The sequence below is a fragment of the Ectothiorhodospira haloalkaliphila ATCC 51935 genome (assembly GCF_000633935.1).
In the GTDB taxonomy this organism is placed as follows: domain Bacteria; phylum Pseudomonadota; class Gammaproteobacteria; order Ectothiorhodospirales; family Ectothiorhodospiraceae; genus Ectothiorhodospira; species Ectothiorhodospira haloalkaliphila.
In genome coordinates this window covers 60133-86977 of sequence record NZ_KK214997.1, presented here as the reverse complement: position 1 = coordinate 86977, position 26845 = coordinate 60133, and the positions used below count along the sequence as shown (strand labels likewise).

Here is a 26845-nt window from a genome sequence, read left to right as displayed (position 1 = left end):
GTTGCATGGATACAGTTGCTTTAACCGACGATTTCACCACTGCGCAGACTGCGGATGGACCGCACATTGCGCGGGCCTGCCGGCTGCTCAAGCGCTACGACGGCCAGACGGTGGTGGATCACATTGATCTGGAGGTACGCCCGGGGGAATGTTTCGGGTTGCTCGGGCCCAACGGGGCAGGCAAGACCACCACCCTGCGCATGATGCTGGGGCTGACCCCTCCTGACGGCGGCACCTTGCATGTGCTGGGCGAGCCCATTCCCGCCAGGGCGCGTGAGGCTCGAGTACGGCTGGGTATCGTGCCTCAGTTCGATAATCTCGATCCGGATTTCACCGTACGGGAGAACCTGACGACCTATGCCGGATACTTCGGCCTCAAGGGCGATGCGCGTCGCCGTCGCGTGGACGAACTCATTGCCTTTGCCAACCTGGGGCAACGGGAAAACATGGGCATTGATTCCCTCTCCGGAGGGATGAAGCGCCGCCTCACTCTGGCGCGGGCGCTGATCAATCGCCCGGAACTGGTGGTGCTGGATGAGCCCACCACCGGGCTGGATCCCCAGGCGCGCCATCATATCTGGCAGTGCCTGCGAGGCCTCAAGCAGCAGGGTACAACGCTGATCCTCACCACCCATTACATGGAGGAGGCGGAACGTCTTTGTGATCGGCTGGCCATCATGGACCGGGGGCGGATCGTTGCCCAGGACAGCCCCAATGCCCTGATTGCCGAGCATATTGATCCCCATGTGCTGGAGATCAATGGCAACGCGGCCATGCGCTGGCTGGACGGTCAGACGGACGACCTGCCAGCGCGGGCCCACCGGGTGGGGGATATGGCCCTGCTGTACTGCCGTGAGGCGGCCCCCGTGCTGGAGCGCCTGGAGCGGGCCGGGCTGCGCTACCTGCATCGTCCGGCCAATCTGGAAGATGTCTTCATGAAACTCACCGGACACGAGTTGAGGGACTGAACCATGATGACCTCCCTGATGCCGCAGCTGAGTCTGCGGTTCATTCCCGTGTGGCGCCGCAATCTTCTGGTGTGGCGCAAGATCATGGTGCCGTCCGTGCTGGGCAACTTCGGTGAGCCAGTGCTGTATCTGCTGGCCTTCGGCTATGGATTCGGCCAATTGGTGGGAGACCTGGGTGACCTGCCCTACATGGTCTTCCTGGCCTCGGGCATCATCTGTTCCAGCGCCATGTACACGGCCAGTTTCGAGGGCATGTATTCCGCGTACACGCGCATGTCCGAACAAAAGACCTGGGACGGGCTGCTGGGTGCGCCATTGAACCTGGATGACATTGTCCTGGGGGAGATCATGTGGGCAGCCACCAAGGCCCTGATGAGCGCCACGGCCATCCTGGTGGTGGCGGCTCTGCTGGGGCTGGTCAGCGACCTGCGGGCACTGCTGGCGCTGCCGGTGATCCTGCTGGCAGGGTTTGCCTTTGCGGCCTGCGCCATGATCGTCACGGCCCTATCACGCAGTTATGATTTCTTCCTGTACTACTTCACCCTGGCGATCACGCCCATGTTGCTGCTATCGGGGGTGTTTTTTCCGCTGGATCAGTTGCCGGACGTGATCGTGATCCTGGCCCATCTGCTGCCGCTGGTGCATGTGGTGGAGGTGATTCGGCCGCTGATGATCGGCGAATGGCCGGTGAATGTGCTGCTGCATCTGAGTGTGGTGGCCGCTTACGGTTTGGTGGCGTTGAGCCTGTCCACGTGGCTGCTGCGGCGTCGTTTGATGTGCTGAGCCCCTGCGCGGGTTGAACCTGGCCGGGCGGAATGGGATCTCATTCAATGAATTGCTGGAGTCGATGATGACGTTGAAGGTGGGTTGTATCGGTTTGGGCATCATGGGTGGCCCCATGGCCCTGAATCTGCTCAAGGCCGGCCATGAAGTTCATGTATGGGCGCGACGTCCCGAGGCCACGGAGGCCTTCAAGGACGCGGGTGCTCAGGTGGACACGAGTCCGGCCAAGCTGGCCCGCCAGGTGGACGTGGTGCTGACCAACGTCTCCGATACCCGCGATGTGGAGCAGGTGCTCGTGGGCAATAACGGCGTGATCGAAGGTGCCCAGCCGGGCCTGGTAGTGGTGGATCACAGCACCATCTCCCCCACGGCCACCCGCAAACTGGCCACGGCCCTGGCCGATCGGGACGTGGACATGCTGGATGCACCGGTCTCGGGAGGTCAGCAGGGAGCGAAGGAGGGCAGCCTGACCATCATGGTGGGCGGCAAGGTCGACGTGCTGGAACGGGTGCGTCCGGTGCTCGAGGTGGTGGGCAAGTGCATCACCCATGTGGGCGACCACGGGGCCGGTCAGATCACCAAGGCCTGCAATCAGTTGATTGTGGCCCAGACCATGACCGCCGTCTCCGAGGCCATCCGCCTGGCCGAGGCCGCGGGCGTGGACCCGAAGGCCATGCGCGAGGCCCTGCTGGGTGGATTGGGTTACTCCAGGGTACTGGAGGTGCATGGCCAGCGCATGATCAATCGCTCCTACCCGCCCGGTTTCAAGACCCGGCTGCACGCCAAGGATATGGGGATCGTGCTGCAGACCGCCGCCGACCTGGGTTTGCCGCTGCCGGGTACGGCCCAGGCGGCCCAGTGGATCAACGCAGCCGTGGGGCAGGGATATGGTGAAGATGATTCCGCGGTGATTGCCGAGGTATTGCGCCGCTTGACGCCACCACCCAAAGAGGCAGGAGATCACTGATGACGACCCCGACCCAGGAGTCTTCCATCGACCCGGATGAGGTGGCCCGCTACACTGCTCTGGCCGATCTGTGGTGGGACGATCAGGGGCCTTTCTGGGCCCTGCACACCCTGAATCGGGTACGCACCCGCTACATCCTGGAGCGGCTTTGCCAGTATCTGGGACGCGACCCGAATGCCGAGCGCCCACTGGACGGTCTCACCATGCTGGATATCGGCTGCGGAGGCGGGATTCTCAGTGAGTCCATGGCGAGGCTGGGTGCCCATGTGCACGGCGTGGATGTAACCGGCCGCAATATCGTCGTGGCGCGGATGCACGGGGAACACTCCGGTTTGCCGGTCACCTATGAAGAGGTCTCCGTGGAGACGCTGGCGGACCGAGACACCCAATACGACGTGGTGCTCAACATGGAGGTGGTCGAGCATGTGGCGGATCTGCCTGGCTTCATGCAGGCCTGCAACCGCCTGCTGCGCCCCGGGGGCTATGGCTTCATTGCCACCATTAACCGCACGGCGGCTTCCTTTGTCGCCGCCATCGTCGGTGCGGAGTACATCCTGCGCTGGTTACCCCGGGGGACTCATCAGTGGAAGCGCTTCCCCACGCCGGGTGAACTCGAGGCCCTGCTCACGCCGGATGGTCTGGAGGTGATCGAACGCACGGGGGTGCGGGTCAATCCGTTCAACCGTCGCATGAGTCTGGCCGGGTACATGGGTGTGAACTACATGCTCATGACGCACAAGCCCGGCCCCCGCCTATCTTGAGGGCAAATCCCATGAATACCGCCGAAAACAGTTCCGTCTCTTCCAGTCCGTCGCAAGACGATGGCTTCGATGGCAGACCCATGGTCTTCTACGATGGTGGCTGCCCCCTGTGCCGCCGCGAGATCGGCCACTATCGGCGCCTGGACAAGGCCGGACGGGTCAACTGGCTTGATCTGCACAGTCATCCCGAGCAGCTCGATCGCCTGGGAGTGACCTGGGAGCAAGCCATGAAGCGGATGCATGCCTGCGATGCCGAGGGTCGGCTGACCACCGGTGCCTATGCCTTTGTCACCGTCTGGAGCGCCCTGCCAGGTTATCGCTGGCTGGCCAGGGTGGTATCGGCGATCCCGGGCGTGTTGCCGGTGATGGATTTTGGTTACGGCATCTTCGCCCGCTACCGCCGTCGGCAACCCGCGACCTGTGAGTTGCCCAAGGACTCCTGATTTCCATGAACAAGTTACCGGAAACCGTTTTCAAGGCCCTGTCCGATTCCACACGCCTGCGATGCCTCACCCTGCTCTGTCAGGAGGGTGAGCTTTGTGTGTGCGAGCTCACCCACGCCATTCAGATGCCCCAGCCCAAGGTATCCCGCCACCTGGCCCTGCTGCGCGAGAGCGGCATCGTCGCCGATCATCGACGTGGCCAGTGGATCTTTTACCGGATCAATCCCGACCTCCCTGTCTGGGTGCGCGACATCCTTGAACGCACCGCCCGGGAGATTGCCCCCACCGAGCCCTTCGTTCGCGACCATGAACGCCTGACCACCATGGCCGAGAGGCCCGGGGCCACGTGTGTGGTGTGAGGGGCAGTGAGTGTCGTTGGCAAACCATCGGGCCGACTGACGCCCGAGTGCCGGCACATCAGTCCTTGCGCTTGGGGCAATCCTTACAGCGCTTGCCCTCTTTGTATTTCTTGCAACATTTGTCCTTCTTCTTTTTTGACATCAGGGAGCTTTTCGCGCGGCCGGATTGTGGTGGATGTCGGTCATCCTGACCATGAAGCCAGCAGGTGAAGAACCGGTCAGGCGACCGACTCTCCCTGTCCCATACTCTTTGCGGCGGCGGCCAGCTCGTTGTCGATCATCAGCAGCCCTTCGCTGCGGTCACCGAACAGGCGCAGTCGACCAAGGATGTCGCTGACGGTGGCTTCCTCTTCGATCTGCTCGGTGACGAACCAGTGCATGAAGATGTTGGTGGCATGGTCCTTTTCGCTGAGCGCCTGGTCGACGATGTCGTGGATGGCCGCGGTGACCTGCTGTTCGTGCTCCAGGGTGCGCTCGAACATGGCCAGCAGCGAGCCCGTCTGGGAAGGTGGTGCGGTGATCGCGCCGTGGGTGACTTCGGCGCCCTGGTCGAGCAGGTAGCGCACCATCTTCAATCCGTGTGCAGACTCCTCGTGGTATTTCGCCATGAACCACTCGGCGGCGCCGCGCAGGTTGGCGTTGTCGGCCTCGGTGGAGAGGGCGAGGTACAGGTACGCCGAGTAGAATTCGCGGTTGATCTGGTTGCTGATCTTTTCGGCCATGGCAGTGGAAATCATGATGAAGACCTCGGGGTTGTGAAGTGAAAAAGCCTTGAACCCGTCTTTTGAGGCAAAGAGCATGCCGAGACTGGTGGATGGAGACCTGAAAGACGCTCTCCATGGGGCCAGGGTCCGAGGTGTCATCATACCGTGTTTCGTCCACCCCGGAGCCCGACGCGCGCTATCGGGCCTATGATTTCAGACCATGGCCCTTTGGATTTCAACCCGGTTCGCGTAAAGGGATCAAATGTCCCGTTGCTTCCAGATATCCTGATTGGCCTTGCGGCGGTCCTTGCCAGAGCGTCGTGGGTCCTTTTCCGGCTCGAAGCGGAACATTTCCCGACGGTCGTGCTGGCTCTTGCGGCGCTCGCCCTTGCGGCGCTCCGGGCCGGTGTAGGGCCTTGACGGGGCTTCGGTCTGTGGGTCGTCTTCGCTCATGCCGGAGTCCTTCGCAACGAATGTGTGATCAAGTGGAGGGCTAACCTGAGCCGGATGGGCGGTCGCTGGAGATCTCCTTGCGCAGCTCCCGGATTTCCTGGCGCAGTGCCTTGAGGTCTTCGTGCAACTGGGTGTTCTCGGCGTGGACCACTTCCTCGATGGTGTCATGCTCGAACTGCTGCTGATCCTCCTGCATCGACTGCATGGTGTTGACGATGATGGCGATGAAAAGGTTAAGGATGGTGAAGGTGGCAATCAGGATGAAGGGCACGAAGAACACCCAGGCCCAGTTGTATTGTTCCATCACCGGTCGGGCGATGCCCATGGACCAGCTCTCCAGGGTCATGACCTGGAAGAGGGTGTACATGGATTGTCCCAGGCTGCCGAACCACTCCGGAAAGCTCTTGCCGAACAGGCCGGTGGCAATCACCGCGAACACATAGAACAGCAGCACCAGCAGGCCCAGGATGGACAGGATCCCCGGGATGGCCTTGAGCAGGGCCTCCACGATGAAGCGCAGCTTGGGCATCATGGACACCAGGCGCAACAGTCGCAGCACCCGCAGCACGGCCATGGGGCCGGAGGCCGGGACGAGGGCGATGCCCACCACCAGGAAGTCGAACACGTTCCAGGGGCGTCGGAAAAAGCCCCAGCCCTGGGCAAAGAGCTTGAGCAGGATTTCCACCACAAAGATGCCCAGAATGACCTTGTCTGCCACCAGCAGCCACGGCCCCACCGTGTGCTCCATGACGGTCGGCGAGGTCTCCAGACCCAGCACCGCTGCATTGATGAGGATCAGCGCGATGATCCAGCGCTGAATGCGGTCGGATTCGATAAAGGCGCCCACACGGGCGCGTGGACCGGCCACGGCGTGCATTTGAGGATTCCTTGGGTCTTTCAAGCCATTAAAACCCTTCTGCCCGATGGGGAGAAGGGGGTCGGGACCCGTTCAGTCGGGCCTTTGTCGTTCAATCGATGGACATGCCCTTGAGGCTGTCTCTGAGGACCTGCGCCGATGCCTGCATGCCCTTGAGTTCCGCATCGTTGATCAATGGCGCCACACGGGACTCAATGCCATCCCGACCGACGATGCAGGGGACGCTCAGGCAGACATCCTCAAGGCCATAGTCTCCCTGAGGGTCCACGCTCACCGCCAGAACACTCTTCTGATCTTCCAGGATCACGCGCACCAGATAGGCGATCACCAGGCCAATGGCGGTGTTGGTGTAGCCCTTGCGCGAGATGATATCAAAGGCGGCAGTCTTTACCTGCTGAAATAATCTCTCCATGGCCTGGGCGTCGAACTGCCGCCCGTTGACCGTCTGCTCGAACAGGTTAAGCCCGCCCACCTTGGCGCTGCTCCAGATGGGAACCTCGGAATCACCGTGCTCGCCCATGATGTAGGCGTGCACCGAACGGGGGTTCACGCCATAGTATTCACCCAGTGCGGCGCGGAACCTGGAGGTGTCCAGCATGGTGCCGGTACCGATCACGCGTTGGGCCGGTCGTTGTGTGAGGCGCTGCATCGCGTAGGTGAGGATGTCCACCGGATTGGTGGCAATCACCAGCACGGCGTCGGGCGCGTGGCGGTCAAGATGACCGGCGATCTCGCGGAACACGGCGGCGTTGCGGTTGAGCAGTTCCAGGCGCGACTCGCCGGGTTTCTGGTTGACGCCGGCAGTGATGACGATCACGCTACAGTCGGCCAGGTCGGCATAGTCGCCGGCCCGGACCATGACCCGTCCCACCAGGGACTGGCCGTGCATCAGGTCCATGGCCTCGCCTTCGGCCCGCTGATGATCCCGGTCCACCAGGATCAGATTGCCGGCGATCTGTCGTTGAAAAATGGAATAGGCGGCGGCAACCCCTACGTTGCCGGTGCCGATGATGCCTACACTATTCTTGGCCATGGCAGAACTCTCCTGGGCTGGGTGCCCCCCTCAAGAGGGGCAATGTATCTGCTGTGGTATGGCAACGCTTGTCATGATGACTGATTCTGGTAGAACATCACAAAACTTCCGCAGGTTTCACGGCATAATCACGGACTGGTCAGGGCCTGTTTCTCTTCAGGCCTTTCAAGAGGATACGCGGTATATGACAGCTTCTCCGGATAATCCAGGCGACGATCACGAGGAACGCTCCCCCACGCAGCGGATCAGTGCGGAGAGCATGCGTGCACTCTATGACCTCAATGCCCGTATGGTGTTCGGTTTGCACGGGGAGGAACACTGGTTTACCGCAGGTGCCCGGGTGTTCGTGCTGGGCCGCAGCCATGACTGCGACCTGATGGTGTCGGTGCCCGTGGCCTCAAGGCATCATGCCCGGGTGATCTATCGCAAGGGCAAGTTCGTGCTCATCGATCAGAGCACGAATGGAACCTATGTGCGTTTGCAGGGCAATGACGAAATCTGCCTGCTCAACGGGGAGGAATTGCCGTTGGTGGGGGAGGGGTTGATCAGCCTGGGACGCCCGGTGGCCGAAGACGATACGCATCTGGTGAGCTTTTCCGTGCCCCACTGAGCGTGCCCCGGGCCCGGCGCACGACCGGGCCTACACGACAGGAAGGCCTGCCCGCTCCATCATGCTGCACAGCCGGATGAGCGGGAGTCCCACCAGCGCCGTGGGGTCGTCTCCCTCCATTGCCTCGAACAGTGCGATTCCCAACCCTTCCGACTTGATGCTGCCAGCACACTGGTAGGGCTGTTCCTTGCGCAGGTAGTTCTCGATCTGCTCGGCGCTCAGTGAGCGAAACCGCACCCTGTAGGTTGCCAGGTCCACCTGCGCCTCGCCGGTGACGGCATTCAGCAGGCACAGCCCGGTGTGAAAGACCACCGTGCGGCCCGAGGCCGCCCCCAGTTGTTCCACGGCCCGTTGATGACTGTCAGGCTTGCCCAGTATCCGACCATCCAGCTCGGCGCACTGGTCGGAGCCAATGATGAGGCTGTCGGGTTTTTGCGCGGCACCCGCCCGGGCCTTGGCCTCGGCCAGGCGGGCCACCATGGCACCCGGGGCCTCTCCTGCCTTCGGGGTCTCATCCACCTGTGGTGAGCAGGTATCGAAGGGCAGGGCCAGGCGCTGCAGCAATTCGCGGCGGAACGGCGAGGTCGAGGCCAGGACGAGTCCGGGGTTCATCAGCTGCCCTCGATCTCCACCAGGGCGTCGTCGGGGTTGACGCTGTCACCCTTGGCCACATGAATGGCCTTGACCACACCGCCCACGGGGGCCTGGACTTCGGTTTCCATCTTCATGGCTTCCAGGATCAGCACCCCGTCACCGGCCTTGACCTCGTCGCCTTCCTTCACCAGCACATCAATGATGGTGCCAGGCATGGAGGTGCTCACGTGGCCGGGCTTGGTGGCACGGGGACGACCGCTGCCCCGCGGGCCATCGCGTCGGGCACCGCCGTCACCATCCAGCGCCAGTTCGTCCAGGGTCTCGACGACAATCTCTTCCGGCATGCCGTCCACGGTAACATAGAAGGGACGCTCGTGGTCCCGTTTGTGGCCGGTGCCGGTGACCTTGATGTGGTAGGTCTCGCCATGCAGGGTGGCCTTGAATTCCACCGGGGCGTTCTTTTCCTCGGCCTTGGCGCCCACGGGCTCCAGGGGTTCGGGCACCAGCTTGCCGTCGCGGCGATGTTCCAGATACTCGCGACCCAGGTCCGGGAACATGGCGTAGATCATCACGTCCTCTTCCGACCGGGCCAGGTCGCCCACCTGCTTGCGCAGTGCGTCCATCTCGTCCTGCAGCAGATCGGCAGGGCGGCACTCGATCACCTCCGCATCCCCGATGGCCTTGCGGCGCACCACGGCGTTCACCTGACCCGGGGTGCGGCCATACCGACCCTGCAGATAGCTCTTCACCTCGTTGGTGATGGTCTGATAACGCTCTTCGGTGAGCACGTTCATCACCGCCTGGGTGCCCACGATCTGGGAGGTGGGCGTGACCAGGGGCGGATAGCCCAGGTCTTCTCGCACCCGGGGGATTTCGGTCATCACCTGGTTGACCTTGTCCAGGGCTCCCTGGGCCTTGAGCTGGCTGACCAGGTTGGAGATCATCCCGCCCGGCACCTGGGTGGTCTGCACGCGGGTGTCCACGCCGGTGAACTCGCTCTCGAACTGGTGGTATTTCTTGCGGATCTCCCGGAAGTAAAAGCCGATCTCCTGGAGTGCGGCCAGATCCAGACCGGTGGTGTACTGGCTGTCATGCAGGGCCGCCACCATGCTCTCCGTGGGGGCGTGGCTGGTGCCGCCGGCAAAGGCCGACATGGCGGTGTTGATGTTGGCTGCACCGTGCTCCACCGCCTTGAGATGGCACATCTCGGAGAGACCTGCAGTGGCATGAGTGTGCAGGTGGATGGGAACGGCAACCGCGTCGGTGAGGGCCGAGACCAGCTCGCCCGTGGCATAGGGTGTGAGCAGGCCGGCCATGTCCTTGATGGCAATGCTGTCGCAGCCCATGTCCACCATCTCGCGGGCCATGGTCACGAACTGCTCCGGGGTGTGCACCGGGCTTGTGGTGTAGCTGATGGCGCCCTGGGCGTGCTTGCCTTCCTTCTTGACGGCCTCGATGGCCACGCGCACGTTGCGGGTGTCGTTCATGGCGTCGAAGATGCGGAAGACATCCATGCCGTTATCGGCGCTCTTGGCCACGAAGCCGCGCACCACGTCGTCGGCATAATGGCGGTAGCCCAGCAGGTTCTGGCCGCGCAGCAGCATCTGCAGGCGGGTGTTGGGCAGGGCTTCGCGCAACTGGCGCAGGCGCTCCCATGGGTCTTCCTTCAAAAATCGCAGGCAGGCGTCGAAGGTGGCGCCGCCCCAGACTTCCAGGGACCAGAAGCCCACCGCGTCCATCTTCTCGCAGATGGGGAGCATGTCCTCCGTGCGCATGCGCGTGGCGATCAGGCTCTGGTGGCCGTCTCGCAGGGTCAGGTCGGTGATCGTTACCTTGGACATCAGTGCATTACCTTCTGGTCAGAGACCCTTGTGAGCGGAAATCGCAGCGGCGATCACGGCCGCCAGTTCCCGGGTGGGGCGACGAACGGAATATTGGGTGAGTTCCGGGTGGGCATCCACGTAACCCGTGTCGAAGCTGCCCTTGCGGAAGGCCTCGCTGTCCAGGATCTCCAGATGATACGGGATGGTGGTCTTCACGCCGTATACGCCCATGTCGTTCAGGGCGCGGCGGGCCCGAGGGATCAGGGATTCCCAGTCCAGCGCCCAGACAATGAGCTTGGCGCACATGGAGTCGTAATGGGGCGGGATGTGGTAACCGGTGTAGATGGCACCGTCGGTGCGTACCCCCGGTCCACCGGGGGCAAAATAGCGGGTGATGCGACCAAAGCTGGGCAGGAAATCGTTCTTCGGGTCTTCGGCGTTGACACGAAACTCTATTGCGAAGCCTCGGCAGCTGATCTGATCCTGGCTGTAGCGCAGCGGCTCACCAGCGGCGATACGGATCTGCTCCTGCACGATGTCGACTCCGGTGATCATTTCGGTAACCGGGTGCTCCACCTGCAGGCGGGTGTTCATCTCCATGAAGTAGAAGCTGTCGTCGGCATCCATGAGGAATTCCACGGTGCCGGCGTTCTCGTAACCTACCGCCCGGGCGGCGCGCACGGCCAGTTCGCCCACGTATTCACGCTGCTCGGGGCTGAGCTGGGGCGAGGGGGCGATCTCCACCAGCTTTTGATGGCGCCGCTGGATGGAGCAGTCCCGCTCATAGAGGTGGATCACGTTGCCGTGGCGGTCGGCCAGGATCTGTGCCTCGATGTGGCGCGGGTTGACGATGGCCTTTTCCATGAAGATCTCGGTGCTGCCAAAGGCCTTGGTGGCTTCGGATCGCACGCGGTCATAATTGCGGCGCAGGCTGGCCTCGTCATCACAGCGACGGATGCCGCGGCCACCGCCCCCGTTGGTGGCCTTGAGCATGACCGGGTAGCCGATGTCGCGGGCCAGGCTGACAGCCTCCTCGACGTCGGAGAGGTTACCCTCGCTGCCCGGGATGACGGGCACGCCCGCCTCGATCATGGCCTCACGCGCAGCCACCTTGTCGCCCATGCGGCTGATGACCTTGCTGTCCGGCCCCACGAACTGGATGCCGCGGTCGGCGCAAACCCGCGCAAATTCGGGGTTTTCGGAGAGAAATCCGTAACCCGGGTGGATGGCATCGCAGCCGGCCGTGCGGGCCATGTTCACCATGCGGTGCACGTTCAGGTAGCCGGACAGGGAGTCGGGGCCGATGGAATAGGATTCATCGGCCTTTTTGACATGCAGCCCGTGGCGGTCCGCATCGGTGTACACGGCCACGGAGGTGATGCCCATCTCCGCGCAGGCGCGGATGATACGAACGGCGATCTCACCGCGGTTGGCGATCAGAAGCTTCTTTATCACGAACAGGTCCCGCGCCTGCGCTGAGGCGATTGATTCATGGATTGGTGCCTGGCCTGGTCGGGGCAGGATTCGCTGCCCGGGGCCTGGCCCGTGCACCTTGAAAAAGCCGACTCTCGACCCAAGCATGGGGAAGAGGCGGGGGCCGCGTGCAGCCCGCAGATTGTCATCAAACCGTCAGTATCCGTGAACGAAGCACGGTTTTTCAAGCCGTGATCGCGAATTCGTTTTGACAGTTCCGCGATAAGCCCTCTAGAATTGCGCGCTTATGTCCGAGACCACCCTTCCCGAGCGGGTCGACCCGTTTCGCCTCGCCGGTAACACGCGCCCTCTGGAGGGCCTGCTGGAAGCATCGAGCCTGCCGCGTCTGGTTGCAGCGGGTATCGCACTGGCCGCGCCAGCACGGGTGTCGCTGCGATTCGGGCGGGAGCATGGTGGGCAGGTGAAGGTGTTCGGCAGCGCCCAGGCTGAGCTGGCCTTGCAATGCCAGCGCTGCCTGGGGTCCATGACCTGGCCAGTGGATACCACCTTCGAGGGCGTGGTGCTTGATGAAGGACGCTCCATCGAGGAGCTGCCGGTCGAGCTTGAGCCGGTCATGCTGGAAGACGGGCGGATTTCGGTCTGGGCGCTGGTGGAGGACGAACTGCTCCTGGCGTTGCCGACGGTCCCCATGCATGCGGATGACCGCTGCCCGGATCAGCCATTGAAAGAATTTTCGCAGGCGGAGGTGGAGACACTCCGCAAGCAGGAAGACAACCCGTTCGCTGCCCTGGGTGCCCTGAAGGGGCGCCTGGACGACGACGGTTGATTGACACGGCCGCCGGCGGGGAAACCCCGGCGGCATAGAACGCTTTATCATTGGAGAGACATCATGGCTGTTGCACAAGGTCGTACCACCCGCTCCCGTCGCGGCATGCGTCGTTCCCACGACGCCCTCACCGGTCCCACCCTGTCCGTTGAGCCCACCACCGGTGAGCTGCATCGTCGTCATCACATCAGTGCCGACGGTTTTTACCGTGGTCGTCAGGTGATCAAGGCCAAGGATCTGGAAGAAGACGACGAGTAAAATCGGGTCCCGGGTTGCCGGTGATGTTGATGCATGACCCTTGGAATACCGGTGTCACGCCGGTCAGGGGTATGAGTCGACGGACTGCCGGGCAACCGACGAGGCCATTGCCGGTGGGCCGTTTGGCCCTCCGCTATCGACCTCGTGGGGTCAAGTATCCCGCGAGGCTTTCCTGTGCAGATCAAAAAAGAGTTTGTCCATGAGCGGTCTCTTTACCATCGCACTGGATGCCATGGGGGGTGATCACGGCCCCCATGTGGTTGTTCCGGCGGCACTCAAGGCACTGGCCGAGTTTTCCGATATCCACCTCATCCTGGTGGGCGACAAGGCGAGGCTGGAGAAGGAACTGGCTGCCCTTGGCAAGGCGCCCTCGGATCGGCTGCGCATCCATCACGCCGCCCAGGTGGTGGGCATGGACGAGCCCCCGACACAGGCTTTGCGTAACAAGAAAGACTCCTCCATGCGGGTGGCCATCAACCTGGTCAAGCACCAGCAGGCGGATGCCTGCGTCAGTGCCGGCAACACCGGCGCCCTGATGGCCACGGCCCGCTACGTGCTCAAGACCCTCCCGGGGATCGATCGCCCCGCCATCATCACCGCCATCCCCGCCATCAAGGGCCACACCCACATGCTGGATCTGGGTGCCAACGTGGACTGCTCGGCCAGTCATCTGTACCAGTTCGCCGTGATGGGCTCCGAGCTGGCCAGCGCCGTGGACAATGTCAGCAATCCACGGGTGGGCCTGCTGAATATTGGTGAGGAGGACATCAAAGGGAATGACCAGGTGAAGGAAGCGGCCCATATGCTGGAGCAGAGCCACCTGAACTACATCGGTTTCGTTGAAGGCAACGACATCTACTGCGGTGACGTGGATGTGGTGGTCTGCGACGGCTTTGTGGGCAACGTGGCGCTCAAGACCAGCGAGGGCGTGGCACGGATGGTCTCGCATTACATGCGGGCCGAATTCAAGCGCGGCTTGCTGAGTCGCCTGGCCGCCCTGGTGGCCATGCCGGTATTGCGCAAGTTCCGTGGTCGCATTGACCCCCGAGCCTATAATGGGGCCAGCCTGCTGGGGCTGCAGGGCGTGGTGATCAAGAGCCATGGTGGGGCCGATGCAGTGGCCTTCGAGAACGCCATCCGCATTGCCCGCATCGAGGCGCGCAAGCGGGTACCGCAGCGCATCGACAAGCGGCTGGGAGAGCTGCTGAATGAGGAGTCGGCATCGTGATCTATTCCCGTATAACAGGGACCGGGAGCTATCTTCCGGAGAAGGTTCTGACCAACCGGGATCTGGAAAAGATCGTGGAGACCTCGGATGAGTGGATCCGCGAGCGCACCGGCATTGCTCAGCGCCATGTGGTGGCGGACGACGAGAGCACCTGCGATCTGGCGGAGCAGGCGGCCCGTCGAGCCATGGAAATGGCTGGGCGCCGCCCCGAGGACATTGATCTGATCATTGTGGGTACCACCACCCCGGACCAGGTCTTTCCCAGCACGGCCTGCCTGTTGCAGCAGCGTCTGGGCGTGCACAACGGCTCCCCGGCCTTCGATGTGCAGGCCGTGTGCACGGGCTTTGTCTATGCCCTGGGCGTGGCCGACCAGTTCATTCGGGCGGGCAGTGCCCGTTGCGCCCTGGTGGTGGGAGCAGAGACCATCTCCCGTATCCTGGACTGGAACGACCGGGGCACTTGCGTGCTCTTTGGAGACGGTGCCGGCGCCGTGGTTCTGGAGGCATCGGACAAGCCCGGTGTACTCTCCACGCACCTGCACGCGGATGGCCGTTACGAGAATCTGCTGAGCGTGCCCCGGGGAGTGGGGCGTGGCTACAAGGACATGATTGCCGGCGAAGCCTATCTGCAGATGAAGGGCAACGAGGTCTTCAAGTGGGCGGTCAACACCCTGGGGCGGATCGTCGAGGAAACCCTGGAAAAGCATGGCCTGGAGCAATCCCAGGTGGACTGGCTCATCCCTCATCAGGCCAATATCCGCATCATTCAGGCCACGGCGCGCAAGCTGAAACTGCCCATGGAGAAGGTGGTGGTGACCGTGGAGAATCACGGCAATACCTCGGCGGCCTCGGTACCCATGGCCCTGGATGAGGCGGTGCGCGATGGGCGTATCCAGCCCGGTCAGCTGGTGCTCATGGAAGCCTTTGGTGGCGGTTTCACCTGGGGTTCGGCGTTGGTGTACTTTTAGGCTCGCTCCTGCCCGTGGGCCTGGCGTTTGCGTGGGCGTGAACCGAATGTCCGTCGATCATGCTAAGGTATGGGTCGTCGCAATCTTTCGGTGGTGCCATGGGACAGGAAATCGAAAAAAAATTCCTCGTGGTTTCTGATGCCTGGAAGCAGCATGTCACAAAGAGCGTGAAGCTCAGGCAGGGTTATCTGTGTGGTAACAAGAGCGCTTCGGTGCGGGTGCGCGTGTCCGATGAGCAAGCGGACCTGAACATCAAGAGCGCCACGCTGGGTGTGCAGCGTCAGGAGTTCGAGTATTCCATCCCGGCGGCCGATGCTCATGACCTGCTGGAATCCCTGTGCCATCATCCCTTGATCGAGAAGACCCGTCATTTCGTGCCGGTGGGGAATCACCTGTGGGAAGTGGACGTGTTCGAGGGAGACAATGCCGGTCTTGTGGTGGCTGAGGTGGAGCTGGAGCATGCCGAGCAGGAGCCGGCCATACCCCCCTGGGCCGGCGAAGAGGTCTCCCATGACCCGCGCTATTACAACACGAGTCTTGTGCAACACCCTTACAAGGATTGGTAGTCGCAATGTCCCGAGATCACGACGGAGCCGGTAGCGGGTTGAGTCCGCGCATGGTGGACGTGCTGCTGGTGGATGATCACGAGCTGGTGCGCATCGGTATTCGTGGGTTGCTGGAATCCCGCTCTGCGCAGACCGGTATCCATGTGGTGGGCGAGGCCGGTTCCGGTGAGGAGGCCCTGGAGCAATTGCCACGTCTGCGCCCGGATGTGTTGTTGCTGGACCTGAACATGCCCGGCATGGGGGGGCTTGAGACCACCCGGCAGGTACTGGCCCGTTACCCGGGGACCAAGGTGATCGTGCTCACCGTTCAGGACGAGGGGCCGTTCCCCCGCTGGCTGATGGATAGCGGGGCTTCGGGTTATCTCACCAAGGGGTGTCAGGTAGACGAGTTGATCGAGGCCATCGGGTTGGCCGTGCGCGGTGACCGGCATGTGAGCCCGAAAATCGCCCACCAACTGTCGGGGGGCGATAGCGCCGGGACGAAGGATGCCCTGGCCCGTCTTTCTCCCAGAGAGCGCCAGATATTGGTGCTTCTGGTGAAGGGATGCAAGCAACAGCAGATTGCCAATGAGTTGGGCGTGCATGTGAAAACCGTCAGTACCTACAAGGCCCGCCTGCGGGACAAGCTGGAGTGCTCCAGCGATATCGAGCTGCTGCGCATGGCCATGGATCATGGCATCACCGCTCCGGATCCTTCCGAAGACGCTTGAGGTCTGTGCGCTGTCGTGTCCCGAACCGTATTTGACCTCCACTGTACCCGGTGCCCCCGACTGGTGGGGTTTCTGTCCCAGGTGCGCGAGGCGCATCCGGGTTATCATGCCGCCCCCGTACCTCCCTTCGGTGACCCCGATGCCCGCTTGCTGATTGTCGGGCTGGCGCCGGGCATGCACGGTGCCAATGCCTCGGGCCGGCCCTTCACCGGCGACCATGCGGGCATCCTGCTATACCGCACCCTGTACGACATGGGCTTTGGCAGCCATCCTGAATCCCGTTCCCGTGACGATGGGTTGACCCTGAAGGATTGCCGCATCACCAATGCGGTGAAGTGTCTGCCGCCCCAGAACAAACCCCAGGGGGCAGAGGTTCGCGCCTGCAATGATTATCTGGCCGCGGAACTGGAAACCCTGCCCAATCCCGCCGTGGTGCTGGCCCTGGGTGCCATCGCCCATCAGGCCGTCCTGAGGGCACGGAACCTGAAACTCAAGGATCATCCCTTCGGTCATCACCGCGTGCATGATCTGCCCGGCGGTCTCACCCTGGTGGACTCGTACCACTGCAGTCGCTACAACACCCAGACCCGCCGCTTGACGCCGGAGATGTTTCAGGCTGTCTTCGCGGATCTGCGCCAGCGCCTGGACTCCCGTTGATCCCATGGTGACGGAAGAGTCTGCACCGGAACCGGGCTTTGATGCCAAGTCCTTCCTGGCCGGACTGACCCGCCATCCGGGTGTCTACCGGATGCTGGACGAGGATGGCGTGGTGCTCTACGTAGGCAAGGCGAAGAACCTCAGAAACCGGGTGTCCAGCTATTTTCGCCGCAACCTGCCCAGCCCCCGCATCCGTTCCATGGTGGCGCAGATACGGGATGTGCAGGTCACGGTGACCACCACCGAGGCCGAGGCCCTGCTGCTGGAGAACAACCTCATCAAGCAGCACCGGCCGCGCTACAACGTGCTGCTGCGAGATGACAAGAGCTACCCTTATATCCACCTCTCCCAGCACACCTATCCACGCCTGACGTTTCATCGTGGCGCCCGCAAGAAGCCAGGGCGCTACTTTGGGCCGTATCCATCCACCCCGGCGGTGCGCGACACGCTCAACCTGTTGCAGAAACTCTTTCTGATCCGCCCCTGCAAGGACAGTTTTTTCGAGAATCGCTCACGCCCCTGCCTGCAATACCAGATCAAGCGTTGCACCGCTCCCTGCGTGGGGCTGATCGATCCCCTGGCCTATGACCGCGATGTGAAGCATGCGGTGGATTTTCTCGAAGGCCGCAGCGATCAGGTGATGCGGGATCTGGTGGCCGAGATGGAGACGGCCTCGGCTCGCCTGGAGTTCGAGCGGGCGGCCCAGCTGCGTGATCAGATCACCCGACTGCGGCAGATCTCCGAGCGGCAGTATGTGAGCGGTGAGGGCGGCGATGTGGATATCATCGCCGCGGCCCTGGAGGGGGGGCAGGTGTGTGTGCAGGTCTTCTCCATTCGCGGTGGCTTGAACCTGGGCAACCGGGCCCTCTTCCCCAGCCTGCCGGAGGAAACCAGTGGCGAAGCACTGATGACGGCCTTCCTGGGGCAGTATTACCTGTCCCGGGAGGTGCCGCCCCAGATCATCGTCAGTCATGCCCCGGAGGAACCGGACCTGCTGGAGGAAATGCTTGCCATGCAACGGGGCCACAAGGTGACCCTTGCCTGGAACGTGCGCGCCGAGCGTGCGCGCTGGCTGGAGATGGCCCAGCGCAATGCTCAGATGTCGCTGGCCACGCGTCTGGCCGGCAGGGCCGGGATGCGTGAGCGCCTGGAGGCCCTGCGGGAAGCCCTGGAGCTGGAGGAGGTGCCCACACGCATGGAGTGTTTTGATATCAGCCACTCCCAGGGGGAGGCCACTGTCGCCTCCTGTGTGGTCTTCAACCCCGAAGGTCCGCTCAAGTCGGATTACCGACGCTTCAACATCCGTGACATCACCCCCGGGGATGATTACGCGGCCATGCACCAGGCCTTGCATCGGCGTTACACCCGTCTCAAGGAGGGGGAGGCGCGTCTGCCCGACATCCTGTTCATCGATGGTGGCAAGGGGCAGGTGCGTCAGGCCTTGGAGGTGCTGGAGGAGTTGCAGGTGGAGGGTGTGATGGTGGTGGGCATCGCCAAGGGCGAGGATCGCCGGCCGGGCCTGGAAACGCTTATATTGAGCGATGAACGCGGCCCGTCTATACTGCCGCCCAGCTCAAAGGCACTGCACCTGATTCAGCAGGTCCGCGACGAGGCGCACCGGTTTGCCATCACGGGACACCGTCAGCAGCGTGCCAAGGCACGCAATACGTCACCGCTGGAGCAGATTCCCGGTATGGGGCCCAAGCGTCGCCAGCAACTGCTCAAGCATTTTGGTGGCTTGAGGGGCGTCAGCAGTGCCAGGGTGGAAGAGCTCGCCAAGGTGCCCGGCATCAGTCGCAAGCTGGCGCAGCAGATATTCGATTCGCTACACGACGACTGATTCATGACATTCTCCATCCCCAATCTGCTGACCTGGCTGCGGATCGCCCTGATCCCTTTGATCGTGGTCACGTACTACTATCCTCACCCGCTCTCCGGCCCGGTGAGCGCCTTCATCTTCGCCCTGGCAGGGGTGACGGACTGGCTGGATGGCTATCTGGCGCGGCGCCTGGAGCAGACATCCCAGTTTGGTGCCTTTCTCGACCCGGTGGCCGACAAGCTCATGGTGGCCACGGCCCTGGTGCTGCTGGTAGACAACCCAGGTGGCGTTCTGCTCACCCTGGCGGCGGTGGTGATCATCGGCAGGGAGATCGCCATCTCCGCCCTGAGGGAGTGGATGGCGCAGCTGGGGCAGTCAGGGGCGGTGGCGGTGTCCTGGATCGGCAAGCTCAAGACCACCGCGCAGATGGTGGCCATCTTCCTGTTGCTCTACGGCCAGCCCATCCTCGCTCTGCCCAGTATGAGCATTGGCATGGTCCTGCTCTACGTGGCCGCTGGCCTCACCCTGTGGTCCATGTTCCACTACCTGCGGGCAGCCATGCGCATCAGCGAGTAGCCTGAGCCATCGGTTCAGGCGGAGGCGGCCTGGGCCGCTGGTCGCTGAGCGGCCGATTTGTCGAAGCGGACCGACTGGCGATACGGGAAGACATCGCCATGGATGCCTTTCTTCACGTCCTCCTGTCGCGCCTGCCAGTAGCGGTAGTCGAACAGGTCGGGGTGCAGCTTGATCAGGGTGCGGCGCACCCTGGGGTCGGTGCTCAGGAAGGTGGGGAATTCCTCGGGGAAGACCTCGTTGGGTCCGGCTGAATACCAGGCATCCGAGCTGAGTTCGTCCTCGGGGAAGGGGGATTCGGGGATCTTGCGGAAATGGCACTCGGTGAGATAGCAGATCTCATCGTAATCATAGAACACCACCTTGCCACTGTCGGTGACCCCGAAGTTCTTGAACAGCAGGTCGCCGGGGAAGATGTTCACGCCCATCAACTGCTTCACTGCCAGTCCCCATTCATGCAGGGCATGACGTGCTTCTTCCTCATTGGCACTTTGCAGGAAGACGTCCAGCGGCAGCATGCGCTTTTCGATATACAGGTGCTTGATCACCAGCATGCCGTCGCTTTCCTCCACCTGGGAACCCACCTCGTTCTGCAGGGCCTCCAGCAGTTCCGGGGAGAACCGTGACAGGGGGAAGGCCACCTCGGAAAACTCCAGGGTGTCGGCCATGCGGCCCACCCGGTCGTGCATCTTCACCTGCAGGTAACGTCGCTCGATCAATTCGTGGGTGACATCCTTCTGCGGCGGGAAGCGGTCCTTGATCACCTTGAATACATACGGGTAGGAGGGCAGGGTGAAGACCATCATCACCAGGCCCGGCGTACCCGGGGCCAGGGCGAACAGGTCGTCGCTGTCGGCCAGGTGGTGGAGGAAGTCCCGGTAGAATTCGTTCTTGGCCTGCTTGTGGAAGCCCAGGCTCATGTAGAGTTCGGCCACGGCCTTGTTGGGCATCAGATCCTGCAGGAAGGCCACGGTGGCCGCAGGGACCGGGGTTTTCACGAGGAAGTAGGCCCGGGCAAAGCTGAACACCGCTTCGGCCTCCTCCTCGGTGGTGAGCAGCGCATCGGCGACGATGCCGCCGTGTTCGTTGTTGGTGAGCGGCACGATGAACGGGTGGCAGTGCCCCTCGTGCACCACACGGCCAATCAGGTAGGCGGCCTTGTTGCGAAAGAAGGGGAACTCCAGCACGTCGATGCGCAGATCCGACATGGCCTCGGAGCCGAATGCGGATCGCTCGATCAGGGCCTCGGTGATGTTGCTCACATCCTGGGACAGGTCGGCGTGGGGCAGGTTGAAGTAGAAGGCGGAGAGGATCTCCCAGATGCAGGTTTCCACGCCCCCATCGCGGGTATGGAAGGATAGATAGCCCCGGTAACGCTCGGCCAGTTCCTGCCGGTTGGCCACGGATTCCAGGAAGATCATGTCGTTATTGTAGTATTTGCGCTCAAAAAGGCGGCAGAACACCGAGTTGTAGAAGGTTTCTGCCAGTTCCGGGCGGGAGTGGTGCTGGAGCAGGTCCATGTAGGAGATCTTCACCCGCTGCCACAGTTGTTCCTCCAGGCCATTGATACCGAAGGTGGCGCGCACCTTGGAGAGGGTTTCCTGCACCCGCCCGTCGTAGGAACTGATCCGTTTGACTGACGCGGCCCGAACGGCCTCCCAGTCGGCATGCTCGAAGCGTTCCCGGGCACTGCTGGTGATTTCCTGGAAGAACGAGAAGTGGCGTTCAAAACCCGTGAGGATGGAGCGGGCGATCTGCCGCGCGCGGTCATTCATGGTCTGCTGGTCGCCTTTGGTCGCCTGAGCGGTGTGTGCCGTCGTCATGTCGAATTTACTACAGTATTTACTCTGTTTGCATCAGTTGCTATGTTGCATTGCACCAGCAAATGGTTACTATTGAAATTTCTTGCTGGCTTTTGTCTGAGTCTAGACTACGCTTGGCCCCTCCATTCGAGAAGTCGGGTGGAGTCGTCGGGTAAGCAGATAAGCGGGTTTCCGGTCTGCGTCACCGGGGCCCACACGAGAGCGTTCGGCCATACGTTGTCCTGTCCGGACCGAGAGACCCCCGCCCGGGATACGGGCCACAACGATATAGTGACAGAGGATTAGGCATGATGAACCGAGATGAACAGATCAAGGCGCTCGAAAAGGACTGGGCAGAAAATCCGCGCTGGAAGGATGTGACGCGCGGCTACACTGCTGAGGACGTGGTGCGCCTGCGTGGCTCCGTTCAGCCTGAGCACACCCTGGCCCGCCGCGGCGCCGAGAAGCTGTGGAAGCTGGTCAATGGCGACGCGAAGAAGGGTTACGTGAACTGCCTGGGCGCCCTGACCGGTGGTCAGGCCGTGCAGCAGGCCAAGGCCGGTATCGAGGCCATTTATCTGTCCGGTTGGCAGGTGGCGGCGGATGCCAACACCTCCGAGACCATGTATCCGGACCAGTCCCTGTACGCCTATGATTCCGTGCCCACGGTGGTGCGTCGCATCAACAACGCCTTCAAGCGTGCCGATGAGATCCAGTGGTCCCGTGGCATCAGCCCGGAAGACAAGGACGGTATCGATTACTTCCTGCCCATCGTGGCAGATGCAGAAGCTGGCTTCGGCGGTGTGCTGAATGCCTACGAACTGATGAAGAACATGATCACCGCCGGCGCCGCGGGCGTGCACTTCGAAGACCAGCTGGCCGCGGTGAAGAAGTGCGGTCACATGGGTGGCAAGGTGCTGGTGCCCACCCAGGAAGCGGTGCACAAGCTCATCGCCGCCCGTATGGCCTCCGACGTGATGGGGGTGCCCACCCTATTGCTGGCCCGTACCGACGCCGAGGCCGCCAACCTGCTGACCTCTGACTTTGATGAGAACGATCGTCCGTTCGTCAGCGGCGAGCGCACCGCCGAGGGCTTCTACCGGGTGAAGAATGGTCTGGAGCAGGCCATCTCCCGTGGTGTGGCCTATGCCCCGTATGCTGACCTGGTGTGGTGCGAGACCGGCACGCCGGATCTGGGCTTTGCCCGTGAGTTCGCCGAGGCCGTGCGCGCCAAGAACCCGAACCAGCTGCTGGCCTACAATTGCTCTCCCTCCTTCAACTGGAAGAAGAACCTGGACGACAAGACCATCGCCCATTTCCAGGAGAAGCTGTCCGAGTACGGTTACAAGTACCAATTCATCACCCTCGCCGGTATCCACAACATGTGGTACAACATGTTCGATCTGGCCTACGACTATGCCCGCGGCGAGGGCATGAAGCACTATGTGGAGAAGGTGCAGCAGCCCGAGTTCGCGGCACGCGACAAGGGTTACACCTTCGTGTCTCACCAGCAGGAGGTGGGTGCCGGTTACTTCGACGACATCACCACCGTGATTCAGGGTGGCACCTCTTCGGTGACCGCGCTGAAGGGTTCCACCGAGGAAGATCAGTTCAGCGGCTAAGGCCTGCCTGGGCTGACCCGAACTGATCGGGACCTTCAAGGGCCGCATCAACCGGAAACGGGGGGTGCGGCCCTTGTTGTTTGTGGGGCCTGTGTTTCGGTGGCTTGCGAACGGGCCTGGGTGGGGCCAGGTCCTTATTCATTATATGCGGCCCCTGTGGGGGGGTAGGTAGTGGGCCGACGGGCATCGGGGCCTCGAGGTGTCCTGACCGCGGGACGCCGTGAATACGTCCTTGTAGGCTTGGCAGCCGCATCCATGCGGCTGACACCCGCTTACAGGCCACCTCGAGGCCCCGATACCCTTGCATTCCGACTCCCATTGACATGAGTGGAGAGAAAAAACATGACATCCGAGCGATTGAATTTTCAGGGTACGGCGGACTTGTGCGATGAACACGAGGACGGCGATATCCAGGTGTGTGAGCCGATCTTTCGGGATTTTGGCGGGGAGAAGGCCTTCTCCGGCGAGATCGTGACCTTGAAGTGCTTTGAGGACAATTCCAAGGTGCGCGAGATGCTGGGCACCGATGGACGCGGCAAGGTGCTGGTGGTGGATGCCGGGGGCTCCATGCGGTGTGCGATGCTGGGGGATCAGCTGGCCATCCTGGCGGTGAAGAATGGCTGGGCCGGTGTGGTGATGTATGGCTGCATTCGGGATTCCCGGGCCTGCGGGGCATTGTCCCTGGGGGTGAAGGCCATGGCCACGCATCCCCTCAAGAGCAGGAAGATGGGGGTGGGGCAGGAGAATATCCCGGTGCGCTTTGCGGGCGTGGAATTCCGGCCGGGGGATCTGCTGTTCGCGGACGAAGATGGTATTGTGGTGCGCCCTGGCTGATTGTGTCCCGTTTTTGAGGTGAAACCATGCGGATCCCACGACTTTTTGCTGTGCTGTGTTCTTTCTTGCTGCTGGCTGCGGGGCATGCTTCGGCAGAGGTCCAGATCAAGGAGATCGAGGCGGGCGAGGGTGATCGGGCAGCGATGCACCACACGTTGCATGTGCATTACACCGGCTGGCTGGAGGATGGTACGCAGTTTGATTCCAGTCACGACCGGGGCGAGCCGCTGCGCCTTGTGCTGGGCCATGGGCAGGTGATTCCTGGTTGGGAAATGGGTCTTGAGGGAATGAAGGAGGGCGGCAAGCGGGAGCTTGTCATCCCGCCGCACCTGGCCTACGGGTCCCGGGGGGCGGGTGGTGTGATTCCACCGGACGCGACGCTGCGCTTTGAAGTGGAACTGGTGCGCGTGGAAGGGCCTGCCTACTCGAACGTGAGCAATGCTGAGTTGGAAGCCCTGCTGGAGTCGGGTGTGACCCTGATCGACATCCGCCGTCCCGATGAATGGCAGCAGACCGGCGTGTTGGAAGGGAGCGTGCTGCTCACGGCCTTCGATGAGCAGGGGCGTTTCAACCCGGCCTTTCCGGCGGAGCTGAACCGGTTGGTTGAACGGGACGAGTCCTTTGCCATCATCTGCCGCGTGGGCAACCGCACGGCCTTCCTCTCCCAGGCCATGGCGGAGCAGGGGGGGTATGAGAACGTACACAATGTCACCGAGGGCATCATGGGCTGGATCGAGTCGGGCAAGTCGGTGACCCGTTCCTGCCCTGAGCTGACCTTTGGTGCACGTTGCTGAGGGTCTGTCGGTGCCTGGTACACCCGTTCGTTTTCGCCTGACGGTATCCTGCCCGGACCGGGTGGGTATCGTGGCCGCCGTGAGCGGGTTTCTGGCGGGGCATGGGGGGTCCATCACCGAGGCGAGCCAGCACTGTGATCCGGTGACCGGCTGGTTCTTCATGCGCTATGAGATCGACGCGGGCACGCTCCCCTTCGATGCCGATGGCCTGAGGCACGCCTTTGCGCCCGTGGCCGAGGCCTATGGCATGCACTGGCAGGTGACCGACGCCAGCCGGCCCCGCCGGGTGGTGCCGCTGGTGAGCCGTCAGGATCACTGTCTGACGGATCTGCTGTATCGCTGGCGCAGCCAGGAGATGTTTCTGGAGATCCCCTGCGTGATCTCCAACCACGAGACCATGCGGGACTACGTGGAGTGGCATGGCATCCCTTATTACCATGTGCCGGTGGATCCGCGGCACAAGACAGCCGCCTTCGAGCGGATATCATCCCTGGTGGAGGAGGCCCGGGCCGATGTGGTGGTGCTGGCCCGGTACATGCAGATCCTGCCCCCGGAGATGTGCCAGCGCTTTGCCGGGCGGGTGATCAATATCCACCACAGTTTCCTGCCCTCGTTCGTGGGGGCCCGCCCCTACCACAAGGCCTTCGAGCGGGGGGTGAAGCTGATCGGCGCCACCTGCCATTACGTGACCGATGAGCTGGATGAGGGGCCCATCATCGAACAGGACGTGGTCAGGGTGCGGCATGACCATACGGTGGATGAACTGGTCCGCCTGGGGCGTGACGTGGAGCGCACGGTGCTCTCCAGGGGGCTGCGCTACCACCTGGAGGACCGTGTGCTGATTCATGGGAACAAGACGGTGGTCTTCAGCTAGTTCGTCAGGGGTGCTCAGAACATCCCCATCAGGTCGCGCAGGTTCATCACCTGACGGCCTTCCACCTTGAGGACGCCGTCCTCCAGTTCCAGGGCCAGGGTGACGCGCTGGTCTTCCCACTCGGTGACGAAGGGCATCATGCCCAGGATCACCGACCATTCCCGCCACTGCTGCTCCACCATCTGCGCCAGATGGGCCTCACTCACGTGGGGCCATTGGGCCCTAAGGGAGCGCTCCATGATGGACTGGACCAAAGGTTCGTCAAAGGTGAGCCGCAGGCCGCCATACAGGTTGTGCAGCTGCTGGAGTTCTCCGTCCAGCTCGAAGTCGGGGTCTTCCCTGAGGCCGAGGCTGACCTGGCCCGAGAGGGCGCCGGTATCGTCCCTGGCCACTGACGCCTGCTCCAGAATGATCTCACCCCCCTGGCGGAGCAGGGCGGTGACGGCCCGTTCCAGCCGTTCCTCGTCCTGCCGGGTCAGGTCGGCCTCCGGATCCAGATTGTTTGCCAGGGCCGCCAGGTCGCGCAGGGCCTCGTAGCCGAGATCAGAGCTGAGCTGAAGTTGGGCCTGATCCACCACCCGTTCGCCATTGAGGGAAACGCGCCCGAGGGAGAAGGCCACGCGGTCGCGGAACCGATCCCCATCACGGTGGTTGTTCCAGTTCATGGCCAGCTGCTTCAGGGACAGGGTGCCCTCTGGTTCCTCCACGGAGAGATGCCCGAGGGACAGCCGGGAATCGCCCACAATCAACAGGCCCCCGTCCAGCATGGCGTCTTCCAGCCACAGGTTCAGGTCCTCCAGCAGGGCATCCAGTTCCCCGTCCTGCTCCCGCAGCCACAGGCGTGGCAGCGAGGCTTCCAGATGCGCCAGTCGGTCCTCATTGGCCAGGCGGGCATGCAGGGACCAGGTGCGCCAGGAGGCTTCGCCCGTGCGCTCGCCCTGAGCGTCCAGGATACGACCGGCGTAGGCGATCCCGCTCAGGGCGGCCTGATGCCGGCCCCGTGTGTGCACGTCCACCTGGTAGCGAAGCCAGTCATCGTCCTCAAAGTCCGGCAGGATGGATCGCCAGGTGTCGGAGAGCGTGAGGCCGCCCTCCACGCGGGCGATCGTGCCCAGCAGGCCGGCCAGTCCCCGCGTGGTGACCTGGGCGGTGCCGGAGGTTTCCAGGCGGGGCGTGCGGGTGTCCTGCAGGTCGGCCAGCAGTTCCCGGACGGGGCCGTGTGCCTCAGGGATGTAGCGCAACCGGTATTGGAGTTCCCCGGTGGCACGATCGTAATCGGCCCAGCGCAGATGCAGTCCGGGCGTGTCGGTGTCCTGATCCTGCCAGGCCTGAAGCGTCGCCTCGACCTGTTGTGCAGCGGCACGATGCACCAGGTGGTTGGCGCCCAGGACGATCACCGCCAGGATCAGGAGCAGCGCCAGAATGATCAGGGCGGTCCGTTGGCGGGCGGGGGGCATGTTGCTGGGTGGGGCCATGGCTGATCTCGTCAACAGATGAGGGGTCAA

General features: G+C 62.7%; 29 protein-coding genes. 20 read left to right on the top strand and 9 right to left on the bottom strand.

What is annotated here, in order from left to right; genetic code table 11:
• Nucleotides 1-5: 5 nt before the first annotated feature.
• The 6 genes from ECTHA_RS0106350 (at nucleotide 6) to ECTHA_RS0106325 (ending at nucleotide 4281) form a co-directional block, all read left to right on the top strand.
• Nucleotides 6-968, top strand: a complete 963-nt coding sequence (locus ECTHA_RS0106350; protein ID WP_025281829.1) for an ATP-binding cassette domain-containing protein — start codon at nucleotides 6-8, stop codon at nucleotides 966-968.
• A gap of 3 nt (nucleotides 969-971) precedes the next feature.
• On the top strand, nucleotides 972-1751 hold the full coding sequence (locus ECTHA_RS0106345) for an ABC transporter permease (RefSeq protein WP_025281828.1): 780 nt from the start codon (nucleotides 972-974) through the stop codon (nucleotides 1749-1751).
• 67 nt (nucleotides 1752-1818) lie between these two features.
• Complete coding sequence (locus tag ECTHA_RS0106340; RefSeq protein ID WP_026623601.1) at nucleotides 1819-2718, top strand: NAD(P)-dependent oxidoreductase; 900 nt, start codon at nucleotides 1819-1821, stop codon at nucleotides 2716-2718.
• Nucleotides 2718-3479, top strand: coding sequence for a bifunctional 2-polyprenyl-6-hydroxyphenol methylase/3-demethylubiquinol 3-O-methyltransferase UbiG (gene ubiG / locus ECTHA_RS0106335; RefSeq protein WP_025281826.1), 762 nt, complete (start codon nucleotides 2718-2720; stop codon nucleotides 3477-3479). The genes ECTHA_RS0106340 and ubiG overlap by 1 nt, the downstream gene beginning before the upstream one ends.
• An 80-nt stretch (nucleotides 3480-3559) precedes the next feature.
• Entirely contained in the window at nucleotides 3560-3922 is a 363-nt protein-coding gene (locus tag ECTHA_RS0106330) for a thiol-disulfide oxidoreductase DCC family protein (RefSeq protein ID WP_026623600.1), read from the top strand.
• Nucleotides 3923-3927: 5 nt separating this feature from the next.
• Nucleotides 3928-4281, top strand: a complete 354-nt coding sequence (locus tag ECTHA_RS0106325) for an ArsR/SmtB family transcription factor (protein ID WP_025281824.1) — start codon at nucleotides 3928-3930, stop codon at nucleotides 4279-4281.
• A gap of 218 nt (nucleotides 4282-4499) precedes the next feature.
• On the opposite strand, the gene ECTHA_RS0106320 is transcribed toward ECTHA_RS0106325, so the two are convergent.
• The 4 genes from ECTHA_RS0106320 to ECTHA_RS0106305 all read right to left on the bottom strand — a co-directional run bounded on the left by ECTHA_RS0106320 (nucleotide 4500) and on the right by ECTHA_RS0106305 (nucleotide 7348).
• Nucleotides 4500-5081, bottom strand: a complete 582-nt coding sequence (locus tag ECTHA_RS0106320) for a ferritin (RefSeq protein ID WP_238624879.1) — start codon at nucleotides 5079-5081, stop codon at nucleotides 4500-4502.
• 162 nt (nucleotides 5082-5243) lie between these two features.
• Nucleotides 5244-5438 (bottom strand): hypothetical protein, encoded by a 195-nt coding sequence (locus ECTHA_RS0106315; protein ID WP_025281822.1) that lies wholly within the window; start codon nucleotides 5436-5438, stop codon nucleotides 5244-5246.
• A 40-nt stretch (nucleotides 5439-5478) separates the two neighbouring features.
• Nucleotides 5479-6315 (bottom strand): ion transporter, encoded by an 837-nt coding sequence (locus tag ECTHA_RS0106310; RefSeq protein WP_025281821.1) that lies wholly within the window; start codon nucleotides 6313-6315, stop codon nucleotides 5479-5481.
• A 91-nt stretch (nucleotides 6316-6406) separates the two neighbouring features.
• Nucleotides 6407-7348, bottom strand: coding sequence for an L-lactate dehydrogenase (locus ECTHA_RS0106305; protein WP_025281820.1), 942 nt, complete (start codon nucleotides 7346-7348; stop codon nucleotides 6407-6409).
• A gap of 184 nt (nucleotides 7349-7532) precedes the next feature.
• Here ECTHA_RS0106305 and ECTHA_RS0106300 point away from each other — a divergent pair, with 184 nt between their 5' ends.
• Nucleotides 7533-7958 carry an FHA domain-containing protein gene (locus tag ECTHA_RS0106300; protein WP_025281819.1) on the top strand — a complete coding sequence of 142 codons (426 nt, stop codon included), beginning with the start codon at nucleotides 7533-7535 and terminating at the stop codon, nucleotides 7956-7958.
• Between the two features lie 30 nt (nucleotides 7959-7988).
• Here the strand turns inward: ECTHA_RS0106300 and ECTHA_RS0106295 are convergent, their stop codons facing one another.
• The 3 genes from ECTHA_RS0106295 to ECTHA_RS0106285 are packed head-to-tail and all read right to left on the bottom strand — an operon-like array spanning nucleotide 7989 to nucleotide 11830.
• Nucleotides 7989-8570, bottom strand: coding sequence for a Maf family protein (locus ECTHA_RS0106295; protein ID WP_025281818.1), 582 nt, complete (start codon nucleotides 8568-8570; stop codon nucleotides 7989-7991).
• A complete protein-coding gene (gene oadA / locus ECTHA_RS0106290; protein WP_025281817.1) occupies nucleotides 8570-10393 on the bottom strand; it encodes a sodium-extruding oxaloacetate decarboxylase subunit alpha in 1824 nt (607 codons plus the stop codon). The genes ECTHA_RS0106295 and oadA overlap by 1 nt, the downstream gene beginning before the upstream one ends.
• A gap of 18 nt (nucleotides 10394-10411) precedes the next feature.
• On the bottom strand, nucleotides 10412-11830 hold the full coding sequence (locus tag ECTHA_RS0106285; RefSeq protein WP_025281816.1) for an acetyl-CoA carboxylase biotin carboxylase subunit: 1419 nt from the start codon (nucleotides 11828-11830) through the stop codon (nucleotides 10412-10414).
• A gap of 265 nt (nucleotides 11831-12095) precedes the next feature.
• Here ECTHA_RS0106285 and ECTHA_RS0106280 point away from each other — a divergent pair, with 265 nt between their 5' ends.
• From ECTHA_RS0106280 to pgsA, 9 genes are all read left to right on the top strand, one after another.
• Entirely contained in the window at nucleotides 12096-12635 is a 540-nt protein-coding gene (locus tag ECTHA_RS0106280; RefSeq protein ID WP_025281815.1) for a YceD family protein, read from the top strand.
• 63 nt (nucleotides 12636-12698) lie between these two features.
• Nucleotides 12699-12893 carry a 50S ribosomal protein L32 gene (rpmF, locus tag ECTHA_RS0106275; RefSeq protein ID WP_025281814.1) on the top strand — a complete coding sequence of 65 codons (195 nt, stop codon included), beginning with the start codon at nucleotides 12699-12701 and terminating at the stop codon, nucleotides 12891-12893.
• A 199-nt stretch (nucleotides 12894-13092) separates the two neighbouring features.
• Entirely contained in the window at nucleotides 13093-14121 is a 1029-nt protein-coding gene (gene plsX / locus ECTHA_RS0106270; RefSeq protein WP_025281813.1) for a phosphate acyltransferase PlsX, read from the top strand.
• Nucleotides 14118-15089: a beta-ketoacyl-ACP synthase III gene (locus tag ECTHA_RS0106265; protein ID WP_025281812.1), complete on the top strand. Its 972-nt coding sequence runs from the start codon at nucleotides 14118-14120 to the stop codon at nucleotides 15087-15089. The genes plsX and ECTHA_RS0106265 overlap by 4 nt, the downstream gene beginning before the upstream one ends.
• A gap of 98 nt (nucleotides 15090-15187) precedes the next feature.
• A complete protein-coding gene (locus ECTHA_RS0106260) occupies nucleotides 15188-15655 on the top strand; it encodes a CYTH domain-containing protein (RefSeq protein ID WP_025281811.1) in 468 nt (155 codons plus the stop codon).
• 5 nt (nucleotides 15656-15660) lie between these two features.
• The gene (locus tag ECTHA_RS0106255; RefSeq protein ID WP_238624888.1) at nucleotides 15661-16365 is read left to right on the top strand and encodes a response regulator; all 705 of its coding nucleotides are present in this window, start codon (nucleotides 15661-15663) and stop codon (nucleotides 16363-16365) included.
• A gap of 15 nt (nucleotides 16366-16380) precedes the next feature.
• Complete coding sequence (locus ECTHA_RS0106250; RefSeq protein ID WP_025281809.1) at nucleotides 16381-17022, top strand: uracil-DNA glycosylase; 642 nt, start codon at nucleotides 16381-16383, stop codon at nucleotides 17020-17022.
• 4 nt (nucleotides 17023-17026) lie between these two features.
• A complete protein-coding gene (gene uvrC, locus ECTHA_RS0106245) occupies nucleotides 17027-18862 on the top strand; it encodes an excinuclease ABC subunit UvrC (protein ID WP_029762483.1) in 1836 nt (611 codons plus the stop codon).
• 3 nt (nucleotides 18863-18865) lie between these two features.
• Complete coding sequence (gene pgsA / locus ECTHA_RS0106240; RefSeq protein ID WP_025281807.1) at nucleotides 18866-19417, top strand: CDP-diacylglycerol--glycerol-3-phosphate 3-phosphatidyltransferase; 552 nt, start codon at nucleotides 18866-18868, stop codon at nucleotides 19415-19417.
• 14 nt (nucleotides 19418-19431) lie between these two features.
• On the opposite strand, the gene aceK is transcribed toward pgsA, so the two are convergent.
• Nucleotides 19432-21189 carry a bifunctional isocitrate dehydrogenase kinase/phosphatase gene (gene aceK / locus ECTHA_RS17275; protein ID WP_025281806.1) on the bottom strand — a complete coding sequence of 586 codons (1758 nt, stop codon included), beginning with the start codon at nucleotides 21187-21189 and terminating at the stop codon, nucleotides 19432-19434.
• Between the two features lie 338 nt (nucleotides 21190-21527).
• Between aceK and aceA the strand changes: the two genes are divergently transcribed.
• The 4 genes from aceA (at nucleotide 21528) to purU (ending at nucleotide 25340) form a co-directional block, all read left to right on the top strand.
• A complete protein-coding gene (gene aceA, locus ECTHA_RS0106230; RefSeq protein ID WP_025281805.1) occupies nucleotides 21528-22838 on the top strand; it encodes an isocitrate lyase in 1311 nt (436 codons plus the stop codon).
• Nucleotides 22839-23180: 342 nt separating this feature from the next.
• Entirely contained in the window at nucleotides 23181-23672 is a 492-nt protein-coding gene (rraA, locus tag ECTHA_RS0106225) for a ribonuclease E activity regulator RraA (RefSeq protein ID WP_029762480.1), read from the top strand.
• Between the two features lie 26 nt (nucleotides 23673-23698).
• Nucleotides 23699-24466 (top strand): FKBP-type peptidyl-prolyl cis-trans isomerase, encoded by a 768-nt coding sequence (locus ECTHA_RS0106220; RefSeq protein ID WP_025281803.1) that lies wholly within the window; start codon nucleotides 23699-23701, stop codon nucleotides 24464-24466.
• Nucleotides 24453-25340 (top strand): formyltetrahydrofolate deformylase, encoded by an 888-nt coding sequence (gene purU / locus ECTHA_RS0106215; RefSeq protein ID WP_425305684.1) that lies wholly within the window; start codon nucleotides 24453-24455, stop codon nucleotides 25338-25340. The genes ECTHA_RS0106220 and purU overlap by 14 nt, the downstream gene beginning before the upstream one ends.
• Nucleotides 25341-25354: 14 nt before the next feature.
• Here purU and ECTHA_RS0106210 read toward each other — a convergent pair whose 3' ends face one another.
• On the bottom strand, nucleotides 25355-26815 hold the full coding sequence (locus ECTHA_RS0106210; protein ID WP_025281801.1) for a DUF945 family protein: 1461 nt from the start codon (nucleotides 26813-26815) through the stop codon (nucleotides 25355-25357).
• Nucleotides 26816-26845 lie beyond the last annotated feature (30 nt).